Genomic DNA, 21,903 nt, shown 5'->3' with positions numbered 1-21,903 from the left:
TCGCCGGCGGCGTCCACCGCCTCGACGGCCAGCTCATGGTCGTCCTCGATGTCGATCGCGTGCTCGAACTGGTGCCCAAGACCGATCCAAGGACAGCTGCCGCAGCGTAACACTCCACCGCGGAGACGGTGGATTCCACAAGGAGGCCAACACATGAAGACATGTCTCGTCGTCGACGATTCCGGCGTGGTGCGAAAGATCGCGCGCCGCATCCTCGAAGGAATGGAGTTCACCGTCATCGAGGCCGAGGACGGCGCGGTCGCGCTCGAAGCCTGCAAGCGTGCGCTGCCGGATGCCGTGCTGCTCGACTGGAACATGCCCGTCATGGACGGCTTCGAATTCCTCGTGCAGCTCCGCCGCATGCCCGGCGGAGATCAGCCCAAGGTCGTGTTCTGCACCACCGAGAACGGCATCGACCACATCTCGCGGGCGCTGCATGCCGGCGCCAACGAATACATCATGAAGCCGTTCGACAAGGACATCGTGATCGCGAAATTCCAGGAAGTGGGCCTGCTGGCGCTCGACGCTTCGGCCGAAGCCTGACACCCAGTTTCATCATTCAGTCCCTTGTGAGGCTCCCGTGACGCCCCCCGACTACGAGTATCTGCGTAAGCTCCTGAAGGACCAGTCCGGTCTCGATCTGTCCGCGGACAAGCAATATTTGATCGAGAGCCGCCTGCTGCCGCTGGCGCGCAAAAGCGGCCTGTCCGGCATCCCCGACCTGGTCGCCAAGATCAAGGCGGGCTCGTCCGCGCACACCGTCCAGGTGGTCGAGGCCATGACCACCAACGAGACGTTCTTCTTCCGCGACAAGGTGCCGTTCGAGCACTTCCGCGACACCATCATGCCGGAGGTGCTGAAGGCACGCGCCGCGCGCCGCAGCGTCCGGATCTGGTGCGCCGCCGGCTCGACCGGCCAGGAGCCCTATTCGCTGGCGATGTGCCTGAAGGAAATGGGCGCGGCGCTTGCCGGATGGCGCGTCGAGATCATCGCGACCGATCTGTCGCAGGAGGTGCTGGAGAAGTCGAAGGCCGGCATCTACAGCCAGTTCGAGGTGCAGCGCGGGCTGCCGATCCAGATGCTGGTCAAGTACTTCAAGCAGTCGGGTGAGTTCTGGCAGGTCAATCCCGAGTTGCGTGCGATGGTGCAGCACCGCCAGCTCAATCTGCTGCACGATTTCGCCCAGCTCGGCACGTTCGATGTGATCTTCTGCCGCAACGTGCTGATCTATTTCGATCAGGACACCAAGATCAACATCTTCAACCGCCTTGCCCGGTTGATGGAGGCCGACGGCTTCCTGGTGCTGGGCGCCGCCGAAACCGTGGTCGGCCTGACCGACACGTTCAAGCCGCTTCCCGAGCGGCGTGGCCTGTACCGGCCGAGCGGGGTGCGGGGCGGGCTCGCCATGCCTAGGCCTGCCATGGCGGTCGGATATTGAGCGATGACCGAGGACGGCAAATCCATTGAGCGGGTCACCTTCAGCCGGGGCGTCGATGTCTGCATCATGGCCATCGACGGCACCTGGCGGCGGGACTGCCAGCTCAATGCCATCTCCGACACCGATGCGTCGCTGACGGTCGAAGGTTCCATTCAGGGGCTCAACCTGAAGGAGTTTTTCCTCCTGCTGTCCTCGACCGGACTTGCCTATCGCCGTTGCGAATTGGTCCGCGTCAACGGCACCGAAATGGACATCAGCTTCCTCAAGGGCAAGCCGAGCAAGCGACGATCGTCCGCGGACGAAGAGCGGGCCAGGGCCTGACGTCAAGAAGGCCTGATCCGGCCGGGCGGGCAAGGCCCGCGGCCAATCCGGACGATGCATGGAACAGATCGTCGCCTGATGGGTTGGGCGTCGTCGGGACAATCGAGGTGATCGGGCCGAACCGTCGGTTGCGGGTCAGTTCAGCAGACGCGCCGGGGCCCCGGAATCGCGCAGCCGGTCGAGCGCCGCGCCGAGGCCGGCATCGCATGCCTTCAGGGCGGTAGATGCTGTGAGATAGCGCGGGGTAACGTCGTCGCGAACGACGGTGTCGGCGTCGGCCTGCCGCGCGGCCAGCACGGCTTCGCGCGCAATCGCCGCTTCGATCAGCCGCAGGCTCGCTTGGACATGGCCAATCAGCGCGACCAGGTCCGTCACGATCAGACCGGGGGGATCATTGCCCTCGTCCAAGCGCACTGCAACGCGGTCCGCCGCTGCATTTTCCATGCATGTTTCTCCACTGCCCCCACTTTTAGGGAACGCGGTGCTACTTGTGCGTTAAGCGGACGTCCCGTACAAATACGGGTCCATTGATCGAGATGGTCTAGTTAGTTCTTGTGCGGTCAGGGCAGCACGCTTCACCACTGATGGACGATGCATATGGTTGAGAATGGCGCTCCGCGCGGGGAAATCTTTGTAGTCGACGACGATCCTGCCGTTCGCGAGACGCTTTCAGTGGTCCTGTCGACCGCTGGTTACAAGGTGATCTGCTTTGCGGACGGCGCGGCATTGCTCGCGGTGGCGCGCAGCAGGACGCCGGCCTGCATCCTGCTCGACGTGCATATTCCCGGCAAATCCGGCCTCGATATCCTGAGAGAGCTGCATGGCGAGGATTATCCGGCGCCGATCTTCATGATCTCCGGTCAGGGCGACATCGCAATGGCGGTCAGCGCTATCAAGAACGGCGCGCTCGACTTCATCGAGAAGCCGTTCCGCGGCAACGAGATCGTGAGCCGCCTGAACGAGGCGATCGACGCCTACACCAGGCGCCAGGCCGAGACGTCGGCATCGCGGATCGCCGCGCTGCACTTCCCGGGTCGCGAGCCGCTGACCCGCCGCGAGCGCGAGGTGCTCGAGCAGTTCACCGCGGGCGCCTCCAACAAGGAAGCCGGGCGCCACCTCGGCATCAGTCCGCGCACGATCGAGGATCACCGCGCCAACATCATGAAGAAGCTCGGCGCGCGCAACGCCGCCGATCTAGTCCGCATCGTGATGACGGCGCAGCAAAAATAAGCCAAGGCCGGTTGACGTTCCGATTGCCACGTTGCGTAGCCCGCGCGGCGCACGTTCAGCGAACGGCACGTCTGCGCCGGGGGCGGGACGACATGTCTGAAAATCGAGTGTATGCCTGACGCAGGGCAAGCGTGCCGGGACCGCGCGCGTGCGAGCAATGTCGAGACACATGGCGATGACGAAAAAGAACAAGACCCCGGATCAATTGCGCAGCGCGCGGTGGTTTGCGCCCGATGATCTGCGCGCCTTCGGCCACAGGTCGCGGGCGATGCAGATGGGCTACGCGCCGGAGGAGTGGCGCGACCGGCCGGTGATCGCGATCATCAACACCTGGTCGGATGCGCAGCCCTGCCACATGCATTTCAAGAGCCGGGTCGACGACGTCAAGCGCGGCGTGCTGATGGCCGGCGGCTTTCCGCTCGAGTTGCCGGCGCTGTCGCTGTCGGAATCGCTGTTGAAGCCGACCACGATGCTCTACCGCAACATGCTGGCGATGGATGCCGAGGAGCTGCTGCGCGGTCACCCGGTCGACGGCGTGGTGCTGATGGGAGGCTGCGACAAGACCACGCCCGGCCTGCTGCTCGGGGCCACCAGCATGAACCTGCCGGCGATCTACCTGCCCGCCGGACCGATGCTGCGCGGCAACTGGAAGGGCCGCACGCTCGGCTCCGGCTCGGACGCCTGGAAATACTGGGACGAGCGCCGCGCCGGCAAGATCTCCGACAAGGACTGGGTCGACATGGAGGCCGGCATCGCCCGCAGCTATGGCACCTGCATGACCATGGGCACGGCCTCGACGATGACCGCGATCGCGGAAGCCATCGGCATGACGCTGCCGGGCGCCTCGTCGATCCCCGCGGCCGACGCCAACCACATCCGCATGAGCTCGGAGGCCGGCCGCCGCATCGTCGAGATGGTGTGGGAGGATCTCACGCCGCAGAAGATCCAGACCCGCAAGGCCTTCGAGAACGCGATCACGGTCGCGATGGCGATGGGCTGCTCGACCAACGCCATTATTCACCTCATCGCGCAGGCGCGCCGCGCCGGCCAGGACATTTCCCTGGATGATTTCGAGAAAGCGAGCCGCAAGGTGCCGGTGATTGCCAATGTGCGGCCGAGTGGCGACCTCTATCTGATGGAGGATTTCTTCTATGCTGGCGGGCTGCCCGGCCTGATGAACCGGATCAGGCAGCATTTGCATCTCGACTGCATCACCGTCACCGGCCAGACACTCGGCGAGAACATCGCAGGCGCCGAAGTGCACAATGACGACGTGATCCGCACCGTCGACAACCCGATCTACAAGGAGGGCGCGCTCGCGGTCCTCAAGGGTAATCTCGCGCCCGATGGCTGCGTCATCAAGCCAAGCGCCTGTGATCCGCGTTTCCTCAAGCATACCGGGCCAGCGCTGGTGTTCGACGACTATCCGTCGATGAAGAAGGCGGTCGATGATCCCGACCTCGACGTCACGGCCGATCACGTGCTGATCCTGCGCAATGCCGGACCGCAGGGCGGGCCGGGCATGCCTGAATGGGGTATGCTGCCGATCCCGACCAAGCTGGTGAAGCAGGGCGTGCGCGACATGGTGCGGCTGTCGGACGCGCGGATGAGCGGCACCAGCTACGGTGCCTGCATCCTGCACGTCTCGCCGGAATCCTTTATCGGCGGCCCGCTGGCGCTGGTGCGGAACGGCGACCGCATCACGCTCGACGTCGCCGCGCGCACCATCAATCTCGATGTGCCGGAGGCCGAGCTGGCCAGGCGCCGCGCCGAATGGAAGCAGCCCGAGCCGCGCTTCGAGCGCGGCTATGGCTGGATGTTCTCGAAGCACATCAAGCAGGCCAATGAGGGCTGCGACTTCGATTTCCTCGAGGCCGGCTTTGGCAAGCCGGTCGGCGAGCCGTCGATCTACTGACTCACAACGTCGTTCCGGGGCACGCGAAGCGTGAACCCGGAACCTCAAGATTCCGGGTTCGATGCTGACGCATCGCCCCGGAATGACAACCGGAAAATCCTATGTCAAAACTCAGCGACACCACCCGCAACAAGCTGAAATCCGTCTCCACCGCGACCGTTGCGACCGCGCTGTTCAAGCGCGGCTTCCGCATCCAGATGATCCAGGATGTTCATCCGCTCGGTCCGGATCAGCCGACCATGGTCGGCGAGGCCTTCACGCTGCGCTACATGCCGGCGCGCGAGGACCTCAACACCATCGAGGTGTTCCGCGATCGCGCGCATCCGCAGCGCAAGGCGATCGAGGACTGCCCCGTGGGCGCGGTGCTGGTGATGGACAGCCGCAAGGATGCGCGCGCGGCGTCGGCCGGCGCGATCCTGGTGACGCGGCTGATGAAGCGCGGCTGCGCCGGCGTCGTCACCGACGGCGGCTTCCGGGATTCGGCCGAGATCGCGCGCCTCGGTTTCCCGGCCTTTCATCATCGCCCGAGCGCGCCGACCAATCTGACGCTGCATCAGGCGATCGAGATCAACGTCCCGATCGGCTGCGGCGATGCGCCGGTGTTTCCAGGCGACGTCATCCTCGGCGACAGCGACGGCGTCATCGTGATCCCGGCGCATCTCGCCGACGAGATTGCCGACGAGACGTTCGAGATGACCGCGTTCGAGGATTTCGTCACCGAGCAGGTCCAGAACGGCCGCGGCATCTTCGGGCTCTATCCCGCGACCGACGAGCAGACGCTGAAGGATTTTGCTGCGTGGCGGAAGGCGAAGGGGCGGTAGCTTTTTTCGCCCCGCCCTCCGCTGTCGTCCCTGCGAAAGCAGGGACCCATAACCACAGGGAGGAGTTTGGCGAAGACAGCCAGTTGCGTTGCGTGCCGTGGTACTGCGACTTCCTTGCTCGATGGATCACGCGGTATGGGTCCTGGCTTTCGCCAGGACGACGAAGGGGAGATATCCCGCTACGAGGTCTACACCTCCGCCTTGTCCGCCATCCCGACCGCCCACAGCGCAAACGCATAGACGATCGCGACCTCGTCGAGGCGGTTGAAGCGGCCGGAGGCGCCGCCGTGGCCGGCGCCCATGTTGGTGCGCAGCAGCACCGGGCCGCCGCCGCGCATGGTGGCGCGCAGCCGCGCGATCCATTTCGCCGGCTCCCAATAGGTGACGCGCGGGTCGGTGAGCCCGCCCATCGCCAGGATCGCCGGATAGTCCTTGGCCGCGACATTGTCGTAGGGCGAATAGGACAGGATGGTGCGGAAATCCTTTTCGCTCTCGATCGGATTGCCCCATTCCGGCCATTCCGGCGGCGTCAGCGGCAGCGTGTCGTCGAGCATGGTGTTGAGCACGTCGACGAACGGCACTTCGGCGACGATGCCGGCGAAGAACTCGCCGGCGCGGTTGGCGACCGCGCCCATGAGCATGCCGCCCGCCGAGCCGCCATGACCGACGATGCGCTTTTCACCGGTATATTTCGCCTCGATCAGCGCGCGCCCGGCGGCGGCGAAATCGTCGAACGTGTTGGTCTTCTTCTCGCGCTTGCCGTCGAGATACCAGCCCCAGCCCTTGTCGGCGCCGCCGCGGATATGCGCGATCGCATAGACAAAGCCGCGGTCGACCAGCGAGAGCCGGTTGGCGGCAAACGACGCCGGCATCGCCATGCCGTAGGAGCCGTAACCATACAGCAGGAGCGGCGCCTTGCCGTCGCGAACGAAATCCTTGCGATGCAGGATCGAGACCGGCACCTGCGCGCCGTCATGCGAGGTCGCCATGATGCGCGTGGTGACGTAGTCCGCTGGGTTGTGGCCGGACGGAATCTCCTGGCGCTTGCGTAAGCTCCGCGTGCGCGTCGCCATGTCATAGTCATAGACTTCCGACGGCGTCGTCATCGACGAATAGGCAAAACGTAAGTTGGTGGTGTCGAACTCGTAGCCGCCCATGGTGTCGAGCGAATAGGCCGCTTCGTCGAAGGCGATCGCGTGCTCCTCGCCGCTCCTGAGGTCGCGGATGATGATCGCCGGCAGCGCATTGGCGCGCTCCAGCCGCACCATGTGGCCGGCATAGAGCTCGACGTCGAGCACATAGACGCCTTCGCGATACGGGATCAGGTCGCGCCAGTTACTGCGTTCGGGCGCGGCAAGCGGCGCGGTGACCACCTTGAAGTCGATGGCATCGTCGGCATTGGTCAGGATGAACAGCTCGTCGCCGCGGTCGGCGATCGAATATTGCACGCCTTCCTCGCGTGCCGCGACGAGGCGCGGCGGCGCGTCGGGATCGGAAAGATCGATCAGCCGCTGCTCGGAGGTCTCATGGTCGCCGCCCGCGATCACGCAGAAGCGGCCGCTCGCGCTCTCGTGCAGATGGGTGAACCAGCCGGAATCCTGCTCCTCATAGATCAGGGTGTCGTCGGCCTGTCTGGTGCCGAGCTTGTGCCGCCACACCTGCATCGGCCGGTGATTGTCGTCGAGCTTGACGTAGAAGAAGCTCTTGGAATCCGCGGCCCAGACCACGCCGCCGTCGGTCTCCTCGACGAGGTCCTCGAGATCGCCGCCGGTGGCCCAGTCGCGCACCCGGATCGAGAAATATTCGGAGCCCTTGGTGTCGGCGCTCCAGGCGTGCAGGCGGTGATCGTTGGAATGCCGGCTGCCGCCGAACCTGAAATATTTGTGGTCCTTCGCCAGCGCGTCGCCGTCGAGCACGACATGCGCGTCGCCGCCGTCGCGCGGCGTGCGGCAGTACAGCTCGTGCTGACCGCCCTCGCGGAACTTGCGGAAATAGGCGAACGGGCCGTCCGGCGACGGCACGCTGGAATCGTCCTCCTTGATCCGCCCGCGCATCTCCTTGACCAGCCGCTTCTGCAAGCCGTCGGTGTGGCCGAGCAGGCTCTCGGTGTAGCCGTTCTCGGCTTCGAGATAGCTCCGGATATCGGGATCGAGGATCGAGGGATCGCGCAGCACCTCCTGCCATTTCGGATCCTTGATCCACGCATAATCGTCCGTCACCGTGATGCCGTGGGTGGTGAAGGAATGCGGCCGGCGCGGCGCGACAGGGGGCGATGTTGTGGTGGCGGGTTTGGTCACACGATCCTCATGGTGCGGGGTTCCGCTCTATATCAGGATGAATGTGGCGATTGCCAGATGGGGCGCGCATCCTTGGTTGCCTCGTCATTGCGAGCGAAGCGAAGCAATCCATCGTTCCGCGAAGGGATAGAATGGATTGCTTCGTCGCTTCGCTCCTCGCAATGACGACGTGGTTAGGGGGAGCTACCCGTTCCGTAGCCTCGCCCCCGCATTGCCGCCGGACATCGGAATCCGGTTCACCGCCAGCACCACCGCGAAGGTGATCACCAGCATCGCAATGCCGAGCACCGCGATCGCGGCGAGGTCGCCTCCTTCGTTGAGGTCGTAGATCAGGACCGACAGCACCTTGGTCTGCGAGGTGAACAGCACGATCGCCGCCGACAGTTCCCGCATCACGCCGATGAAGATGAAGCACCAGGTCGCGATCACGCCGGTGCGCAGCAGCGGCGCGGTGATCTGGCGCAGCGCCTGCAGCCGCGTCGCGCCGAGGATGCGGCTCGCCTCCTCGAGCTCGGGATGGATGGTCGAGAACGCCGCCTGCAATTGCTGATAGGCCGAGGGCAAATTGATGGTGAGGAACGCGAGCAGCAGGATCCACAGCGTGCCGTAGAGCACGAAGGGCGGCCGTGTGTAGCTCAGGAACAGGCCGACGCCGAGCACGATGCCGGGCACGGCGACCGGCGCGGTGGCGAGGAAGCCGAGCACGCGGTGGCCCGCGATCACCTTCCGCGTCGTGACATAGGCGATGACGAGCGCGAGGATGGTGCCGATCGTCGCGGTCGCGGTGCCGAGGATCACGGTGTTCTTGAGCGCGAGCTGGGTCGACGACAGCTCGGTGAACACGAAGACGATGTTGTGCAGCGTCGCCGTCGACGGCGTCACCAGCGTGGTCGCGTTCGGCGAGAATGCGGCGTTGAGCAGCGCGAGGTAAGGCAGGAACACCGGGTTGAGCAGCACCAAGAGGCAGAAGCCGAGCGCGGCCCAGCGCCAGCCGCGCAATTCGACCCGGCGCGGCGCGCCATACTTGCCGCCGATCACCGAATAGCCGCGGCGGCCGAGCAGCGCCTTCTGGCCCTGCAGCAGCAGGATGGTCAGCACCAGCAGCGGCACCGCGGCGGCGGCCGCGAGCTCGAGCTTCGGCGGATACTGGAACAGGCTCCAGATCTTGGTGGTCATGGTGTGGAAGCCGGCCGGCAGTGCCAGGATCGCCGGTGAGCCGAACAGCGTCATCGCCTGCAGGAACGCAATCAGGGCGCCTGCGACCAGCGCGGGCAGCGCCAGCGGGATCGTCACCCTTCGCGCCGTGGTCCAGGCATTGCCGCCGAGGATCGCGGAGGCGTCCTCGAGCTCGCCCGGCATGGTGTCGAGCGCATTGGCCACCAACACGAACACGAACGGAAACGTGTAGCAGGAGATCACGAAGATGATCCCGGTCATCGAATAGATGTTGAACAGCGCGTCGGCATCTTCGCCCGCGAACAGCCGGTAGAGCTGGTTCAGCAGCCCGGAGTTTGGCGCCGCCAGCAATTCCCAGGCGACCGCGCCGAGAAACGGCGGCGTCACGAACGAGGCCGTCACCAGTGCGCGGATGGTCTGCCGCCCCGGCATGTCGGTGCGCGACACCAGCCAGCTCAGCGGCGCCGCAACGACGCAGCAGATCAGCGCCGACGTCGTCGCGATGATCGCAGTCGTCAGCAGCGGATCGAGGAAATCCGGATTGCTGAACAGCGTGACGAAGTTCTGCAGCGTCGGATGCCGGCTCTTGTCGGTGAAGGCAAACACCGCGAGCCACGACAGCGGCAGCAGGATCAGCAGGATGAGCACTGCCGCGAACAGCCACAGCACCGGGCGTGTCCAGTCGATGCGGGAGCTTGGGGCCGGGGAGGTGGTGATGGTTGTGGTCATCTTATCCGCGCATCCATTCTATCCCCTCATCCTGAGGAGCGCGGAACGCGCGTCTCGAAGGACGAGGCCACCAGTGGGGCCGCATGGTTCGAGACGGCGCTTCGCGCCTCCTCACCATGAGGGTCCTAGACTTTGAACAGCCGCGCATAGCGCGTCTTGATCTCTTCGGTCATCGCTTCCACCCCCGCCGGGTCCTCTTTCATCAGCTTGATGTCGGAAAGCTTGCGCCGGCCGGCCTTCGGCTGCACCTGGGCGTGCAGCGAATATTGGCCGGTGAAGTCGACGAAGAATTGCTGGGTCTCGCGGGTATGCAGCCAGGCCTGGAACAGCTTTGCGGCGTTCGGATGCGGCGCACCGGCGAAGATGCCTGTCGGCCCCGAGATCGTCGGCGTGCCCTCGGTCGGATAGACCGGCTCGACCGGTTGTCCGGCTTCCTTCAGGAGCACGATGCCATACTCATTGCCGTCGGCCATCACAGCGCGCTCGCCGAGCGAGAGCTTTTTCGGCGGATCGGTCGAGGACTGCACCTGCATCACGCGTTGTTTTGCGAGTTTCTCCAGATACGGCCAGCCGAGCTCGCGCACGATCTGGAACGTCGTGGTCATGATGGTGCCGCTATAGGCCGGATGGCCCTTCACCATCTTGCCCATCCACTTCGGGTCGAGCAGGTCGGCAAAGCTCTTCGGCGCGTCCTCCACCTTCACCAGATTGGTGTTGTAGGCGATCGACGACAGCCATAGCCGCGTGGTTACGGCCATGCCGTCGGGGTCGCGATAACTGTCGGGAAAATGCTTCGCGACGTCTTCGGGCACGAACGGCATCAGCCAGCCGCTCTTCTTCCACGGGATGAAATGCGAGGCATCGGCGCTGTTGACGACGTCGGCGGCGTGGATGTTGGAATCGAATTCCTGCGCCACGCGCTGGAACAGCCGCTCCGAGCCTGAGCGCTCGATCTGCACGGTGATGCCTGGATAGGCGGCCTCGAACGCCTTGCCGAGCTTTTCGCCGACCGGCAGGTCCATCGACGAATAGAACACGAGCTTGCCTTCCTTGGTCGCGGCGGCGACGAGATCGGGCGTGATCGCGACCGGCGCGGGGGCGGCGGCGCGCGCCGGCGAAGCGAACACCGTGCCGACCGCAAGCGCCGCGGAGCCTTTCAGGACATCGCGTCTGGAAACCGGCTTCCGCATCGCGTCGCTCCGTTTCTTGTTGTTATCGGCCGAGCGCCCGGCAGCGCGCGGGCGGCAAGGTCAGCCACACCTCGCTGCCCTTCTCGACCGCGGTTTCCGTCGGCGTGGTCACCCGCAGCGATGTACCGTCAGCGGTTTCCACCATGTAGTCGCGATTCATGCCGAGATAGACCTGCCGCGTCACGATGGCTTTGAGTGTGTTCTGCTGCGCGATGGGTGCTTGCGTCGCGAGCTGGATCTCATGCTGGCGGATCGCGACCGGCGCGCTCTGGCCGGCCGTCAGCGTGGCGCCGACCACCTCGAGCGTTGCACCGGCGAACTCCACGTGGTTCGCATCGCGCGCGGTGCCCTTGATCACATTGGCGGCGCCGATGAAGCGCGCGACGAATTCGGATTCCGGCCGCGCGTAGATGTCCTCAGGCGCGCCGAGCTGGTCGATCTTGCCGGCATTCATCACCGCGATCAGGTCGGCTGTGGTCATCGCCTCGGACTGGTCGTGGGTGACGTAGACCGTGGTGTAGCGATATTCGTCGTGCAGGCGGCGGATCTCGAACCGCATCTCCTCGCGCAGATTGGCGTCGAGATTGGACAAGGGTTCGTCGAGCAGCAGCGTCTCAGGGCCGACGATCAGCGCGCGCGCCAGCGCAACACGCTGCTGCTGGCCGCCGGAGAGCTCGCCCGGATAACGCTGTGCCAGCGGTTCCAGCTTGGTTGTGGCCAGGATCGCGGCGAGCTTTTTGGCGATGGTGTCGCGATCCATTTTGCGCAAGCGCAGGCCGTAGACGATGTTCTCCGCCACCGTCATATGCGGCCACAGCGCGTAGCTCTGGAAGATCATCGACATGTTGCGCTGCTCGGGCGGCAGCGTGCGCGCCTTCGACGACACCGCGCGGTCGCCGACGCGGATCTCGCCGTCGGATGGTTCGAGGAACCCGGCGATCAGCCGCAGCGTCGTGGTCTTGCCGCAGCCGGACGGTCCGAGCAGACAGACCAGCTGGCCATGATCGATCGTGAGCGAAACATCATCAACCGCGACAAACGATCCAAACCGCTTGACCAGGCCGCGCAATTCCACCGATGCCAAGCGGTCCCTCCATTTTGTTGTGTCGCAGGGATCCGTGCCCGGCTGTTGCCGGCAGTAAAGCGGAAAATGATGACGACGGAAAGTGTTCGTGCCCCGTCAAAAAGTCGTGGCACCTTTTCGTTGCGTTATCCCCGACCACTCTTCCGTCATCCTGAGGAGCGCGCCCTTGCGCGCGTCTCGAAGGATGCACGGTCCAGATATCGCGGCGTGCTCCGATTCTCTCGCGGCGGCAACTCGGCCGTCGATCCTTCGAGATGGCCGCTCCGCGGCCTCCTCAGGATGACGGGGAAGGGGTCGTTCTGCGTCGATGAGCCAGTCGGCTGATCGTGGCCCAATCCGACCGAATCAGAGCTTCCTTCTTCGCTCGACTCCAGCCCTTGATCTGCCGTTCCGCAGCGATACCGTCAGTGACGCGATCGAAATACTCTGACCAGACGAGGACCACTGGTCGCCGATTGTAGGTATAGCCTGGGAAGGCACCCGTGTTGTGCTGTCCGATGCGCGGCGCGAGATCGTCGCCCGTAGCGCTGCCGACATAGAACGAGTTGTCGGCGCAGCGAAGCATGTAGACGTAGATGCCCATTTCACCAGTCCCGCGCGCGCAATGCACGGATTGATCATGCGGCAAGCGTAGTCACGGTCAATAGGATAGGCATCTATCCTTTCCGCGACCTCGATCCCGTCATCCTGAGGTGCGAGCGGAGCGAGCCTCGAAGGATGCACGGCCCGGCCACTTCCGCGCACTCCGATTCGCTCGCGGCGAAAGCTCGGCCGTCGATCCTTCGAGACGCCGCGCAAGGCGCGGCTCCTCAGGATGACGGGTCTAACACCTGAGGCCGCCTCAGCCTACGCCTTCACGTTCTCGCCGAGCCATTGGATGGCGGCGTCGGCGCCGGCCTTGCCGTGCGGGATGTTCAGCGCTGTCAGCGCGACCTCGACGACGCCGAGGGTGCCGAGGATCATCGGCGCGTTGACGTGGCCCATATGCGCGATGCGGAAGGCCTGGCCCTGCAAATCGCCGATGCCGGTGCCGAGCACCACGCCGCATTTCTCCTTAGCGTAGCGCTGGATCGCGGCGGGGTCGGCGCCCTTCACGGTCACCGTCGTCACCGTGTTGGAACGCTCGGCGGGCTCAGTGATGTTGAAGCCGAGCACCTGTCCCTCGGCCCAGACCGCGACTGCGCGGCGCACGGCTTCGCCGAGCAGCCGATGCCGCAGATGCGCATTCTCCAGGCCTTCGGCGTGCAGCATGTTGATCGCCTCGCGCAGTGCGAACAGCAGATGCACGGGCGCGGTGCCGGCATATTTGCGGTAGTGCTCCGAGCCCTCGCGCTCGGTCCAGTCCCAATAGGGCGTGCGCAGATCGGCTTTCTTGTGGGCGTCCCAGGCGCGGTCGTTGGCGGCGACGAAGCCCAGGCCAGGCGGCGTCATCAGGCCTTTCTGCGAGCCCGACATCGCGACGTCGACATACCATTTGTCCATCTCGAACGGCATGCAGCCGAGCGAGGCCACGGTGTCGACCATGTACAATGCAGGATGGCCGGCGGCCTTGATCGCCTTGCCGATCGCCTCGATGTCGTTATAGGCGCCTGACGCGGTGTCGACCTGCACCACCAGGATTGCCTTGATGGTGTGCTCCTTGTCGCGCCGCAGCCGCTCCTCGACCTCGGCCGGACGGATCGCCCGGCGCCAGTCGCCCTTCAGCACCTCGACCTCGGCGCCCATCGCGGCCGCGGCCTGGCCCCAGCCGATCGCGAAGCGCCCGCTCTCCAGCACCAGCACCTTGTCGCCGCGCGACAGCACGTTGGAGAGCGTCGCCTCCCAGGCGCCGTGGCCGTTTGAGATGTAGATGTAGGACTTGCCCTGGGTGGCGAACAGCCTCGAGAGGTCGCGCAGCAGGCTCTCAGTCAGTTCGACCATCTCGTTGGAGTAGATGTCGAGCGCCGGGCGGTGCATGGCCTGCAGCACCTGATCGGGCATCGTGGTGGGCCCGGGGATGGCCAGAAATTCCCGGCCCGCGCGAACGGTCATCGTCCTGTTCCTTTTGGATAAAGCGCGCAAATCATGCGTGTGAGGGATCAGGCGCAGAGAATATTCCATCGCGGCTTCGATTGCGAGCAGGACGAAGCAATCCAGCGTTTCCAAAACCGCGGGGCAGCATGATCCGGAAAAGTGCGAAGCGGTTTTCCCCCGCGACAAACGCATGGCGTTTGCGCGGAGATCATGCTCAACAATGAGCTAATGCGCGATGGCGACTCAACCCCGTCTCATCACGATTTAGCCCCTATTTGCCGATCGCTTCGACGACCGCGCGCCAGACCTGGTCCTTGAACTCGGTCGCGGCGGGGCTCGGGAGCTGCTCGACGGTGCCGTGGTTCTTGCGGCAGGCCTCGACCAGCCGCAGCACCCAGATTTCGCCGTCGGTGTAATAGGGATCGCCGCCGCCATTGCGGCCGTTGAAGGTCGGGCCGATGCCGGTCACCTGATATTTCGCGGTGGCCATGCCGGCGGACTCGAGGTCCGTGGCGAGCAGCGCGCGTTCGGCGTCGAGATCGGCCGCGATGTGATGCGTCACCGCGCCGGTGTAGTGGCTGATGCCGACGCTGCGGTCGAGCGTCGCAGCGCCCAGCCACACCGGACGCTTCTCCTCGCCCTGATCGAGCACCCTCCAGAACCGGACATGGTTGCGGCGATCCGCGCTCGATCCGACGGGCCGCTCGAAGGCAAGATCCTCGCGGCGGTCGAGATAGAACAGGTTGCTCACCGGCGCATCCTTGTAGGGACGATCGAGCAGCACGCTGCCCACGATCTCGATCGACGATTTCAGCGTCACCGGATCGGCCGGAAACCAGCCCGCCTCGTGCATCGCGCAGACCACGTCCCTCTTGTCGCCGATCAGCCCGACATTCATCGGATCGCCGGGAATGCCCTGCGCGGTACGCGTCACCATCGGCAGATTGGCGAGACCCTTCTGATGCTCGTAATGCGTCCACAGCGCCGGCAGCAGCAGATAGGCCGCGATCAGGTAGATCGCCAGGACGAACAGCAATGACATCTGCGCTTGCCGGAGGCGGCTGCGCCGGCGTGGCTTCTGCTGATTGACCCCGGTATCGGTCATCGCGTTCCCTTCACCTCTCGCGCTTGCGGGGGAGGTCGGATCGCATCGAAGATGCGATCCGGGTGGGGGTTATCTCCGGAATATGATTCGTGGCGAGACCCCCACCCCAGCCCTCCCCCGCAAGCGGGAGAGGGAGCAGACTGCCGTGGCGGCTGCACGTCAATCTCATTCCATCAGGTGTCAGCGCCGCGTCTCGCGGCAGCCGGCGGCCTCGGCCTCCTCGACCGAGCAGAACCAGCGCGTGCCCTTGCTGATCTTCATTTCGATCTTGGCGTACCAGCGGCTGGTCTGCTGGTGAAAGATGCATTCGCCGGAGCGGTTGACGTTGCCCTTGATGGTGCAGTCGGGCGAGGGCGCCACCGGGCCGGAGGCCGAGGCGAGCAGGATCGCGTTGGCGCCATCCGGCGGCTTCACCGCGCCGAGCACGGTGGTCTTCTTGTTGCGCACCCGCCAGTCCCACGGCGCGATGAAGGCGCCCTGCCACATCCCGGCTTTTGCCTCACGCGCGGCCTTCTCGTCGGCTTCGTAGTCATGCGAGGCGCGGGTGTAGGCCAGCGCCCAGCCGCTCGCGACCAGCCATTTCTGGATGTCCTCGCCGTCGACCTCGCAGCGCGCGATGGTGCGGCCGCGGCGATCGACCGAGCGGGCGTGGCAGGTCCAGCTCTTGCTGCCGGCATGCTTGATCAGCTCGTCGCGCGCGGCGACGCCGCAGGTCCAGCGCTCGCCCTTGGTGTTGAGGCAGAGCTGGTCGGTCGACGGCGCGTCGATGCCTGCGAGCCGGATGCGGACGCTGCCGATCATGAGCTGGTCGCCGTCGCGGATCTTCGGCACGCCGGTGATGTCGGCGGCGGCAGCCAGCGTCGGCAGCGAGAGCAGCAGGCCCGCGGTGAGCAGCGTCTTGAACATCGGCGTTCCCGGCCAGGTTCTTATCGTTCAAATGGCTTTTGGCGTGCAGTGGTCAGTGCCCAACGATTGTGCGGGCAATTGGGCAACCGTGCCAGTGCTGTTGCGTTTCCGCCAGTTTCAACTTCGCGTCATCCGGCTATCAATGCGCCGTTCGTCTTCGTCGGTTCGTAGGATGGGTAGAGCGTAGCGAAACCCATCATCTCACGACGCGGACAATATTGATGGGTTTCGCTGCGCTCTACCCATCCTACACCTACACCGCGGCCATTCGTCGCTTCGCCAGCGCAAGCGCCATCAGCACGAAAGCCGAGGTCACCTCCGGCCCGCCGACCAGGATGCGGGTCGGCGTCTTCATCTTATTCCACTCATAGGCCCGGTAGGGCCCCTTGCGGCCGCCCTCGCCGAGGCCCTGCACGATGCAGTGCAGCGCCGGCGTGAAGGTCGAGACCTCGGCGCCGAGATGCGCCAGCGCCATCAGCGCCAGCGCGGCGTCGAACGGGTTCATCTCGTGGGCGATCAGCTCGTGCGTGACATAGCCGAGCACGCGGGCGCGGATCAGTGCGAACACGTTGCCGGGATCGATGATGCGCTGCGCCGCCAGCGGCAGCGCGACGAAGGCGGCATAGCAGCGGCCGAAATAGGCCGAATAGAGCTCGGGCAGATAATAGATGTGCGAGCGCGGATTTTTGAACGCGCCGCTTTCGACCAGATTCTTCTGGAAGGCGATGATGCGATGCACCGTCTCCAGCCGCTGCGGCGTTTCGATGATCTGCCAGCGGGCGAGGTTGCGGAACGAGACCTCGAGGATGTCGAGATTCAGCGTCGGATCGAGGTCGTTGCCGTAGGGCCGCTCGCCGGCGAGGTTGTCGATCCAGGTGACGACGCCGCCCTCGTAGTCGATGTTGTCGTTGAGTGGCACGGTGACGCGCGGCTCGTTGGCGCCTGATCGCACCTGGTAGCCGCGGTAGAAGTCGAGCAGCGGCTGCTGCAAGATCGGATCGTCGGAGCCGGCCTGGGTCGCGGCCGAGAACGAGCACGCCGTGGTGTCGCAGTCCGGCACATAGATGCCGAAGCCGAGATCCTGCTTGATCTGGGCGAAGAAGCGCGAGAAGCGCGGATGCCTCCCCGGCGCCAACGCGGTGATGACCTTCACCGTCGAGCCGTCATGCGACGGCACCTCCTCGGCGCTGGTCTTGAGGCAAAAGTCCACCATGTCGGCGATCGCGCGCCGCGCAGCGCTCGCTTCATCCGGCGCGGCGAGCCCCGTCTCGACGAAGCCGAGCAGCGCCTCGGTGAAGAAGGCATCGTAATAGGCCGAGCGGTGGCGGATCTGCACCGGCTCCCACATCGGCTCGGCGATGCCGCGCCAGGCCGGGTTGATCAGCGCGCGCGCCGGCGAATGCGCGATGAAGATGCGCGCCAGATTGAACAGCAAGGTCGAGTTCTTGTAGCCGCGTGCGTTCAGCCCGGTCAGCGCCATCAGCAACTCGCGCCCGCCGACGTCGGGGTCGCCGATCAAATTGAAGGCGGCATAGGTCGGGATGAAGCCGTTCCTGCCGAACGAGCGCAACAGATGCGCGCCGGTCAGGCGGATCACGCGGTCGATCTCGGCGATCTCCGGCGGGCGGCTAGGTGCGGTCGCGGGCGGCGGGGCTGGGTGGCGCACGCCGATACCGTCCATCAACGCTGCGACGGGCGTGCCGATCGCGGCCCAGTCCGGCGCCGCGACGTCGCGCGCCGCGGTGAGCGCCGCGCGCAGGCCGGCGAGGCGGTCGGGATCGTTGAGCGCGGGCAGGCCGGTGCGGCGGAGCAGCGCGCGCAGTGGCGGGTTGCCGAGTGCGGTCCGGTAGAATTTGCCGAGATGGGCATCGCCGCCGCGATAGGCCTGCAGCACGGGGTCGCAGACCTCGTACAGCGACGGGCCGTCCTTCTTGACGGTCAGCGACCGGCACACCGCGCCTGCGATCTCGTGAAGGCCCAAGAAGCTCAAAGAATCCCCTTTCCCGAGGAACCGGTTAACGCCGCCGCCCGACGGTGTTTCCAGTCGCTCTGCCCCAAACTCGCAAGCCTTTGGAAAGCTACATGAATCCCTACAAAACACAAATGTGACTAAGATCACGTAACGGGATTTTAACGGCGTCAATGGCCTCTGCCGGGCGGCAGCATGCGGCAATTCGGGTTGCCCCGAGCGGCCGTCCGGGTTAAAGGAGCGTTTGTTGCGGCGCCGCAAATTGAGTTCAATTCAACGGCACACACACCTCAACCCCATTAAACCTGAACGTCTTTGACGCGACTAACTGGCGCGATCTTCGCTTGAGCGCCATCGGGATAAGAATTGGGACTTAGGAACGCTATGGACCTTAGGCAGCTTCGCATTTCCCGCCGCACCATCGCCGTCTGCGTGGCGGTGGCCGGCACGGTGTCGCTGGCGATTGGCGCCCATGCCGCGCTCAACAAGCGGACGCTCGATGTCGCCAAGGGGGCGGTCGGAGCCGTCACCTCAGAGCAGACCGGCAGCATTCCGACCGGCACCTCCCGTCTCGCGCTGATCATCGGCAACGGCCACTACCCGGACGCCGCGGCGCCGCTGGCCCAGCCGATCAACGATGCCCGCACCTTGTCGACGGCGCTGCGCCGCGAGGGCTTTGACGTCGACGTGGTCGAGGATGCGACCAAGGACGACATGTTCCGCGCGGTCGAGCGCATGAAGGCCAAGATCCGCCCCGACACCGTCGTGTTGCTGTTCTTCGGCGGCTACGGCGTGCAGGTCGGCCGCGAGAGTTACATGATCCCGGTCGACGCCACGATCTGGAAGGAAGCCGACGTCAAGCGCACCGGCGTCAGCGTCGAGTCCGTGCTCGATGCGATGAAGGAGCGCGGCGCCAAGGCCAAGCTCGTCGTGCTCGACGCCTCGCGCCGCAATCCCTATGAGCGCCGCTTCCGCGCGTTCTCGCACGGTCTCGCGCCGATCAGCCCGCCGGAGAACACCATCGTGCTGAGCTCGGCGACGCCGGGCAAGGTCGCCGACGACAGCAAGGCGCCGAACAGCGTGCTGGTCTCCGAGCTGCTCAACAACCTCAACGCCCAGGCCGGCGCCGAAACCGCCTTCAACAAGACCCGCGTCGCGATCTCGCGCGCCAGCGAAGGCGAGCAGGTGCCGAGCGTGTCGTCCTCGCTGCTGGAAGACATCAAGCTCGGCGGCTGAGCCTAGCTCTTTCCCCACGTCGTCCCGGCGAAAGCCGGGACCCATAACCACAGGGCCGCATTGTTGAAGCGCGCTGTGGCCACAGCTCTTCAGACAATTCACATTGGTGGTTATGGGTCCCGGGTCGCGCTTCGCTTGCCCGGGACGACACTGTCAGTGTGGCGTCGCCTACGCACCTACTTCGCATCCGCGCTCGCACCCACCGGCCGCACCGGATCGCCCTCGCGCAGCAGCGCGCCGGCGCGGGCGACGACGATGTCGCCTTCCTGGATGCCGTCGCGGATCTCGACCTGTCCCGCCGACATCAATCCGGTCTCGACCCGCCGCGTCTCGACGCGGCCGCCGCGCACCACCTGCACCACGGTGCCGGCGGTGGAATAGAGGATCGCGGTCAGCGGCACCGCGACGCCGCAGCTTTGCCCGGTCTTGATCTGGGCGCGGCCGGACGAATTCACCAGCAGCCGCTTGTTCGCGCCGATGCCGATGAACACCTGGCCGAGCTGGCTGTTCGGCTCGACGGTCGGCGCGATCCGCCGCACCTTGCCGTCGAGATCGCCGGCGCCGAGGATCTTGAGCTGCGCCGTCTGCTCGGTCTTCAACTTGGCGATGTCGCGGGTCGGCACCATGCCGACCAGATCGTACTCGCTCTTGGCGATGATCGAGAACAGCGCGTCCTTGCCCGATGCCGGCGCGCCGACGATCGCCGACGACGCCGAGATCGTGCCCGCCACCGGCGCCGTGACGTTGACCGAGTTGGCGCCGTCGGTCAGCTTCGCCAGCACCTGGCCGGCGGTGACGGTGTCGCCGGGATCGACCAACACCTCCGCCACCTTCAAGCCGAACCGCTCGGGCCGGATCTGCTGCTCATCGCGCGGCAGCACGATGCCGGAGACCTCGACGATATTGCCGAAGCAGAACTTTGCGGCCTTCAACACCGTCACCGCCGCGCCCTTCGGCACGGCGTCGGCCTCGCCCGCGGCAGATGCAGGAGAGGCCGCGAGCGCGAGCAGCGCGGAGGCGGCGAGGGCTGAGGCGCGCGTGCGAGGCAAAATCATCGGCAAACTATTCCCAAAATGAGGGCCTCCTGAATACCAGATGCCGCCTGGCCGAGCCAGCCGGCTGCGCCGCGTCGGCCGGCCCGGTATCCGCCGCCAGCTCCAGCTTCGCCAGCTCCAAATTCGCCAGCTCCTGGGCGCGCCAGATGTGCCGCAGGATTTCCGGGTTGACCCGATCGGCATGCGTCACCGGCAGCATGTGGCCGGCGGCCGGCAGATGCCGCAGCTCGGCGCCATCGATCAGCGCGGCGAGTTTTGCAACAATGCGCTGCGTCACATAGGGCGACAGCCCGCCCGACAGCAGCAGCGTCGGCACCTTCAACGCACGCGCGGCTTCCGCCGCCCCGTCAAGATCGAGCGCGGCGTTGAAATCGCAAGGCAGCTTTTCGGCCTGCTCGATCATCCGCAGCCGGCCGCTCGGCGAGAACTGCTCGCGCGGGCCGGAGCCGGCCCAGAACGCGGTAAACGCCTCGACCGCCTCCAGCACCGCGCCGTCGACAATGTCCTTTGAGACGACCTGCGCGATCCGCGCGAAGCGATCATACAGCCGCGCGTCGGCGGGCGTATCGCGAAGCAACGTGGGAAGCACCGGCTCGATCAGCGTCAGGCTGCGAACGTGCTGCGCATAAGGCGACGTGGTCGCCAGCCGAAACGCGATCGCCCCGCCATAGGAATGCCCGATCAGATGGATCGGCCCGTCGGCCTTGGCGAGCCAGGGCTCGAGCCGCGCGATCTCGCCATCCAGCGTCCGCGGCCAGTCGCGCCCGCAGGCGGCAACGCCATAGCCGGAAATATCCGGCGCCATGAACCTGTCGCCGCCGAGCGCGGCCGCAAGCTTGGTCCATTGCCGTCCCGACCCCAGTGAGCAATGCAGCGCCACCACCGACGCCGCGTGCGTCCCATCCAAACCCGTCATCAAACCCATCCTGCTTGTTCTTGTTATCGCCGGACGCGCGTTCGCACGCGTCCGTCATGACGCGAGCGAGGCGGGGGATGGGTTATTCCTGGAAGGGGCGAGAGGGGGTGTGATCGTGATTGGGGAGGCAACCCGATTCACTGGATGGTGATTTAAGGTTCGCGAGATTTCGCGGACATGAAAGCAAGGGCAGCTGTTGTCCCCAAATCACCTGGCGGCGCGTGCGACGGCGTGCGCTGATCGCATGACTCGGGCGCGGTGGCGTCGCGAGGATGCGAGCGTGTGTTCTCCCCTCGGCTGTTTGATAATCGAATCAGGACGGCGCCTCATCTCCGGTGTCGTCCCTGCGGAAGCAGGGACCCATAACCACCGCTTTGCATGTGGGAGTTCGCTGGGGCCACAGCGTCGCGCAGCAATTTCACCCTGTGGTTATGGGTCCCTGTGTCTTGGAAGTCTGTCAGGATGTGGGTGGGCGGGAAGCCGTTGGGTCCTTGGCGCTTGA

Annotated in this window: 19 protein-coding genes and 1 pseudogene; 8 read left to right on the top strand and 12 right to left on the bottom strand. The window is 65.4% G+C overall.

The window, feature by feature from the left end:
• From PMN64_RS34080 to PMN64_RS34065, 4 genes and pseudogenes are all read left to right on the top strand, one after another.
• Positions 1 to 110: pseudogene (locus tag PMN64_RS34080) on the top strand (chemotaxis protein CheW); the annotation flags it as partial.
• Positions 111 to 153: 43 nt separating this feature from the next.
• Positions 154 to 543, top strand: coding sequence for a PleD family two-component system response regulator (locus PMN64_RS34075; RefSeq protein ID WP_018269419.1), 390 nt, complete (start codon positions 154 to 156; stop codon positions 541 to 543).
• Positions 544 to 580: 37 nt separating this feature from the next.
• Positions 581 to 1,438, top strand: coding sequence for a CheR family methyltransferase (locus tag PMN64_RS34070; protein WP_411783858.1), 858 nt, complete (start codon positions 581 to 583; stop codon positions 1,436 to 1,438).
• Positions 1,439 to 1,441: 3 nt separating this feature from the next.
• Positions 1,442 to 1,759, top strand: coding sequence for a hypothetical protein (locus tag PMN64_RS34065; RefSeq protein WP_028343631.1), 318 nt, complete (start codon positions 1,442 to 1,444; stop codon positions 1,757 to 1,759).
• A 135-nt stretch (positions 1,760 to 1,894) separates the two neighbouring features.
• Here PMN64_RS34065 and PMN64_RS34060 read toward each other — a convergent pair whose 3' ends face one another.
• Positions 1,895 to 2,203: a hypothetical protein gene (locus PMN64_RS34060; protein ID WP_411783857.1), complete on the bottom strand. Its 309-nt coding sequence runs from the start codon at positions 2,201 to 2,203 to the stop codon at positions 1,895 to 1,897.
• 153 nt (positions 2,204 to 2,356) lie between these two features.
• Here PMN64_RS34060 and PMN64_RS34055 point away from each other — a divergent pair, with 153 nt between their 5' ends.
• From PMN64_RS34055 to PMN64_RS34045, 3 genes are all read left to right on the top strand, one after another.
• A complete protein-coding gene (locus PMN64_RS34055; protein WP_018269422.1) occupies positions 2,357 to 2,989 on the top strand; it encodes a response regulator transcription factor in 633 nt (210 codons plus the stop codon).
• Between the two features lie 175 nt (positions 2,990 to 3,164).
• Positions 3,165 to 4,904, top strand: coding sequence for an L-arabinonate dehydratase (gene araD / locus PMN64_RS34050; RefSeq protein ID WP_411783856.1), 1,740 nt, complete (start codon positions 3,165 to 3,167; stop codon positions 4,902 to 4,904).
• A 101-nt stretch (positions 4,905 to 5,005) separates the two neighbouring features.
• Positions 5,006 to 5,725, top strand: a complete 720-nt coding sequence (locus PMN64_RS34045) for a ribonuclease activity regulator RraA (RefSeq protein ID WP_028343634.1) — start codon at positions 5,006 to 5,008, stop codon at positions 5,723 to 5,725.
• A 188-nt stretch (positions 5,726 to 5,913) separates the two neighbouring features.
• On the opposite strand, the gene PMN64_RS34040 is transcribed toward PMN64_RS34045, so the two are convergent.
• The 9 genes from PMN64_RS34040 to PMN64_RS34000 all read right to left on the bottom strand — a co-directional run bounded on the left by PMN64_RS34040 (position 5,914) and on the right by PMN64_RS34000 (position 18,206).
• The gene (locus PMN64_RS34040) at positions 5,914 to 8,022 is read right to left on the bottom strand and encodes a S9 family peptidase (protein WP_411783855.1); all 2,109 of its coding nucleotides are present in this window, start codon (positions 8,020 to 8,022) and stop codon (positions 5,914 to 5,916) included.
• Positions 8,023 to 8,205: 183 nt separating this feature from the next.
• A complete protein-coding gene (locus PMN64_RS34035) occupies positions 8,206 to 9,927 on the bottom strand; it encodes an ABC transporter permease (RefSeq protein ID WP_411783854.1) in 1,722 nt (573 codons plus the stop codon).
• A 125-nt stretch (positions 9,928 to 10,052) separates the two neighbouring features.
• Complete coding sequence (locus PMN64_RS34030; protein ID WP_411783853.1) at positions 10,053 to 11,117, bottom strand: ABC transporter substrate-binding protein; 1,065 nt, start codon at positions 11,115 to 11,117, stop codon at positions 10,053 to 10,055.
• A gap of 22 nt (positions 11,118 to 11,139) precedes the next feature.
• Positions 11,140 to 12,192 carry an ABC transporter ATP-binding protein gene (locus tag PMN64_RS34025; RefSeq protein WP_411783860.1) on the bottom strand — a complete coding sequence of 351 codons (1,053 nt, stop codon included), beginning with the start codon at positions 12,190 to 12,192 and terminating at the stop codon, positions 11,140 to 11,142.
• A gap of 283 nt (positions 12,193 to 12,475) precedes the next feature.
• Positions 12,476 to 12,784, bottom strand: coding sequence for a GIY-YIG nuclease family protein (locus PMN64_RS34020; protein ID WP_038385767.1), 309 nt, complete (start codon positions 12,782 to 12,784; stop codon positions 12,476 to 12,478).
• A 263-nt stretch (positions 12,785 to 13,047) separates the two neighbouring features.
• Complete coding sequence (locus PMN64_RS34015; protein WP_028343639.1) at positions 13,048 to 14,232, bottom strand: pyridoxal-phosphate-dependent aminotransferase family protein; 1,185 nt, start codon at positions 14,230 to 14,232, stop codon at positions 13,048 to 13,050.
• Between the two features lie 253 nt (positions 14,233 to 14,485).
• On the bottom strand, positions 14,486 to 15,319 hold the full coding sequence (locus PMN64_RS34010; RefSeq protein WP_411783852.1) for an LssY C-terminal domain-containing protein: 834 nt from the start codon (positions 15,317 to 15,319) through the stop codon (positions 14,486 to 14,488).
• A gap of 180 nt (positions 15,320 to 15,499) precedes the next feature.
• Positions 15,500 to 16,225: a thermonuclease family protein gene (locus tag PMN64_RS34005; RefSeq protein WP_411783851.1), complete on the bottom strand. Its 726-nt coding sequence runs from the start codon at positions 16,223 to 16,225 to the stop codon at positions 15,500 to 15,502.
• A 253-nt stretch (positions 16,226 to 16,478) separates the two neighbouring features.
• Positions 16,479 to 18,206 carry a hypothetical protein gene (locus tag PMN64_RS34000; protein WP_411783859.1) on the bottom strand — a complete coding sequence of 576 codons (1,728 nt, stop codon included), beginning with the start codon at positions 18,204 to 18,206 and terminating at the stop codon, positions 16,479 to 16,481.
• A 372-nt stretch (positions 18,207 to 18,578) separates the two neighbouring features.
• Here PMN64_RS34000 and PMN64_RS33995 point away from each other — a divergent pair, with 372 nt between their 5' ends.
• The gene (locus tag PMN64_RS33995) at positions 18,579 to 19,430 is read left to right on the top strand and encodes a caspase domain-containing protein (RefSeq protein ID WP_411783850.1); all 852 of its coding nucleotides are present in this window, start codon (positions 18,579 to 18,581) and stop codon (positions 19,428 to 19,430) included.
• A gap of 176 nt (positions 19,431 to 19,606) precedes the next feature.
• Here PMN64_RS33995 and PMN64_RS33990 read toward each other — a convergent pair whose 3' ends face one another.
• Positions 19,607 to 20,485, bottom strand: a complete 879-nt coding sequence (locus PMN64_RS33990) for an efflux RND transporter periplasmic adaptor subunit (RefSeq protein ID WP_411783849.1) — start codon at positions 20,483 to 20,485, stop codon at positions 19,607 to 19,609.
• A gap of 7 nt (positions 20,486 to 20,492) precedes the next feature.
• Positions 20,493 to 21,401 (bottom strand): alpha/beta fold hydrolase, encoded by a 909-nt coding sequence (locus tag PMN64_RS33985; RefSeq protein ID WP_411783848.1) that lies wholly within the window; start codon positions 21,399 to 21,401, stop codon positions 20,493 to 20,495.
• Positions 21,402 to 21,903: the final 502 nt, after the last annotated feature.

The organism is Bradyrhizobium sp. UFLA01-814 (assembly GCF_046718885.1).
Classification (GTDB): Bacteria; Pseudomonadota; Alphaproteobacteria; order Rhizobiales; family Xanthobacteraceae; genus Bradyrhizobium; species Bradyrhizobium elkanii.
The sequence above is the reverse complement of the archived record's forward strand: the minus strand, read 5'-3'. Positions and strand labels throughout refer to the sequence as shown.